General features: G+C 67.4%; 4 protein-coding genes. All 4 read right to left on the reverse strand.

What is annotated here, in order from left to right:
* Positions 1 to 254: 254 nt before the first annotated feature.
* Positions 255 to 425 carry a hypothetical protein gene (locus IE258_RS40355; protein WP_189750766.1) on the reverse strand — a complete coding sequence of 57 codons (171 nt, stop codon included), beginning with the start codon at positions 423 to 425 and terminating at the stop codon, positions 255 to 257.
* A 220-nt stretch (positions 426 to 645) separates the two neighbouring features.
* Positions 646 to 1,422 carry a hypothetical protein gene (locus IE258_RS40360; protein WP_189750767.1) on the reverse strand — a complete coding sequence of 259 codons (777 nt, stop codon included), beginning with the start codon at positions 1,420 to 1,422 and terminating at the stop codon, positions 646 to 648.
* A complete protein-coding gene (locus IE258_RS40365; protein WP_189750768.1) occupies positions 1,419 to 2,669 on the reverse strand; it encodes a helix-turn-helix domain-containing protein in 1,251 nt (416 codons plus the stop codon). Before IE258_RS40365 ends, IE258_RS40360 begins: the two co-directional genes overlap by 4 nt.
* A gap of 223 nt (positions 2,670 to 2,892) precedes the next feature.
* Positions 2,893 to 3,189: a hypothetical protein gene (locus IE258_RS40370; RefSeq protein WP_189750769.1), complete on the reverse strand. Its 297-nt coding sequence runs from the start codon at positions 3,187 to 3,189 to the stop codon at positions 2,893 to 2,895.
* Positions 3,190 to 3,588 lie beyond the last annotated feature (399 nt).

Here is a 3,588-nt window from a genome sequence, read left to right on the forward strand (position 1 = left end):
GTTGGGCGCGGCGGAGGCCTTCCAAGCCGAGTTCGGCTACGGCTTTCTGGCGGAGGGTGACGACGTCGTGGGGGGTGACGAGGGAACCGGTGGGGAGTTCGGACAGGTAGATGGCTTGGCCGCCGGGTGTGAGGGTTGTGTCCAGGTTCATGGGGTTCTCCTCGGGTTGCTGCGGGTTGTGCTGTTGAAAGGCCCCGGCTGCCGGAGGGGGATGCGGCGGCCGGGGCCTGGTGGGTGGGGGCGGCTTGGTGTGGTCACCTCCTTCCGTTGGGGAGGGCGTGGAGGGCGAGTGGGGCCAGGGCTGCGAGGGTGGCGGCCTCCTCGGGGGTGAGGATTTTGGCGACTACGGTCAGGGCGAGCAGGAGTGTGAGGGTGGTGGTCGGGTCGGTGGGGATCTGGCCGTTGTGGTGGGTGGTTTCGGTCATGGGGGCCTCTGTTGGGAAGGTTGGCGTGCTGGTCGGTGGAGACTGCGCACGCGTGTCTTTCCTTGGGGAGGCTCGTTGGGCCCGCTCCCGGGGGGAATGCCTGGTGGGTTGAACCCTCGGGGGCGGTGCATCCACGCTAACCCATAGCCTATGGCGTACGCAATAGAGGTGCGGGGATTGGGAGCGCCGGCGACCCGAAAGCCAACGCTCCCGTGCAGCTCTACGCTGCCTGCTGCCCGCCAGGACCAGACGATCCGCCCTCCGGGAGCTCCGGATTCAGCTTGTCCAGCCCCTGCGCCTTCCACTGCTCTTCGTACCGCCAGGCAGCCGTCGAGCACTCCTCCCGGGAACGCCGGGCATGAAAGACAGCGGAGTCCAGACCCCAGTCGGGCCGCCACAAGTTCGGGCCCGGGAACCGGATGGCCTTCATCCGAGACGTGATCGCTTCACCGCATCCCAGACACGCCCCGCGGGGAATGGCCATCAGCCGCTCCGCCTTCTCCACCTCCCGGTTCACCGTCTCCTCGGTCTCAACATGACGGCACGGAGGGAGCTCATGGCACACCCGGCACACCACAAAGTGCTCCGGCAGGGTCTGCCACTCGTAGGCCGGTGCCGTCACCACGTGCCGAGGCTTCGACTTTGGCTGGTCGACGAGCTGGAGAACGACGTTGACCGGCCGGTAGTACCACTTCGAGCGGACCGGCTCCGGCTGCGCGGCCATCGGGGTACCCCACGGCGTCAGCTCACCCGCCGCGCGGGCCGCCTCGTGCTCGACCCACCGTGAGACGACTCCCTGCCACGCCTTCTCGTAGTTGGCCGGCCACAGGTCCTCCGGCTTCTCCCGGATCTCCAGCACCCGCCACGCCTGTCGCTCCAGAACGACGATGCTGCCGACCTCCACACCGGGCAGGACCTCGCGGTAGCCGTTGTGCGGTACAGCCAGCCGCTTGAAGGAGCGGGACTGGCTGGTGGTCCATTCTCCGTTGCGGCTCACACCATCACGTCCTCTCGGCACTCACGGCACAGACCGTCCGGAGTCGGCAGCATCTTCAACGTGCACGTCGGCCCCTGGCACTGTACGTACCGGCCGTCCGACGCCTTCCCCACCTCATCCCGCGGAACAGGCACCCAGGACGCGGCAGGAGCCTCCTGGACGGCCTCCTGGGCGCGTTCGGCCCGCTTGTCCGCCAGGCGCTGCTCGCAGGAGATGCACGGCGTCCCGGTATCGACGTTCGTCCGCTCATCGCACCGCGGGTCCTGGCACTCCTGGTCCCGGCGCAGCATCGCCACCAGAACACCCACAGGCTTCTCGATCGGGCCGGCCTGATCCCGCCGCGAGTAGTGCTTGTCCCACTTCGGCAGCAGACGGAACTCGACCAGCTGCTCCACCGTCCGTCCCTCGCTGCTGTCGTGGTCCGTAGCGGCCAGCACAGCGTCCACCAGAGGCTTCGGCAGTCCGTTCGGCACGAGAGCCTTCAGCGGGGCGGGGAGGGCCGCCACGAACGTGTTGTAGCGGTGGCGTTGGTCTGGGGTGTAGGAGGGGGGCTTGCTTTTGCCGGACGCGGCGGAGCCGCCAGCGCTCGAACCCCTACTACCTGTAGAGGCCTGACGGCCGTCAGCGGCGCTACGCGCCGAAGGCGCGTCCTTCCCGTTCATGTAGTTAGGGGTTCTTGTAGTTACTGCCCCCGCCCGGGGGCCCACGTGCCCCCCGGTTTCGGGTGTCACGTCACCCCCCGTTTGAGGGCCTACGTGTACCCCCGTTTCGGGGTACACGGGCTCACCTGCGGTTTCCTGCTCGTAGGCCTCGCTGAGCTGCTCGTAGAAGGCCCCCAGAGACACCGGGCCGGCGTACCCCTCAGGCGGGTTCCTGCGCAGCCGGTAGACGTTGCGCTTCTGCGGACCCTTGAGGTCAGGCACGGAGATGACCCGGATGGCGCCGATAGCCACCAGCTCGTCCACGAACGGCTTGATCTTGTCGCCGCGGGAGTAGCCCAGCATGTGCGCGAGAACTGCCGTCGTCGGCCACACGTACCGGTCGCCACGGGTGCGGTTCAGGTGCAGGGCGAGCATCCAGTACAGGGCCAGAGCCTTTGCGCTCACGCCGGACAGCGCCACCCAGTGGCCGAGCTGCACGAACGGCACGTCGTCCTCGGCCTCAACCTCGAACGGCTCGTTAGCCGCGTCCAGCTCCTTGACCTGCTCGAGCAGCTTCGCGATACCGCGGATACGGGAGACGTTCACGATGCCGCCTCCGTCTCGAAGACTGAGGGGCTACTTGTCGACAGTTCTGCTTGGGGTACCCTCACCTCGAGGACCCTTCTTGATAGGTGGAGCGTCCGAATCAGCGGATTGGCGTCCGCTGGATGTGCTTTACGGCCGGTGAGGGGAGCTGCGACCCCGTTGACCCGGCCGTTTTGCTTCTCCAGGGCCGTGGCTGCGAACACGGCGCCCGAAGACGCGACCATCACGACGTGCTGGGCTTGCTGCGGCGCGGAGCCTTGTCCGGTCCGCGGCCCACGATCGGGTGCTCCTCGAAGAACTTCAGGAACGGCCCCGTCTCCATGACCTCGGCGTTCGCCAACAGCCAGTACGGGTAGGGGCGGTCCGGGCCGAACGGCCAGTCCGGGTGTCTGGAGAGCCGGCGGACCCCTTCGCGGGTCATGTTCTTTGCCATGCCGAGGCGCACCAGGAGCTGGGCGCCGGTGGCGAAGGTGACCACGGGCGGGATGGTGTCGAGGGTGCGTGGGTCAGGCTGCTTCACGTGCTTCTCCCAAGCTGCTGGAGACCGGAGGCAGCGCGAGAGCATCGCAAACAAGTAGAGTCATCGGTGACTGCCTTCCTGATACGGGTTGGTCGGTCAAGGCCGCACGTCTTCGCAGGGCAGCGGCCATAGGGAGGTCGGTCGGGATGGTGCCCGGTCGGCCTCCCGCCCTTATGGCGGACTACGCATGTTGATCTCCCCTCCTGCTGTCCAGTCCTACCCTGGGCTGCCTAACGGCGGTGCCTACTCCATGGCATTGGTCCGGTCGGCCAGCCCCATCAAGTCCTTAGGGACGTTGGAGCCGGAGACGAGGACCATCTCCTTGACGGCCGCGCGGACCGCGCCGTGGTTGCGGACCATCTCGGGTGACAAGCGTTCTGCGCGCAGCAGGCTCTCGAT

Source organism: Streptomyces tendae, from assembly GCF_014650435.1.
In the GTDB taxonomy this organism is placed as follows: Bacteria; Actinomycetota; Actinomycetes; order Streptomycetales; family Streptomycetaceae; genus Streptomyces; species Streptomyces tendae.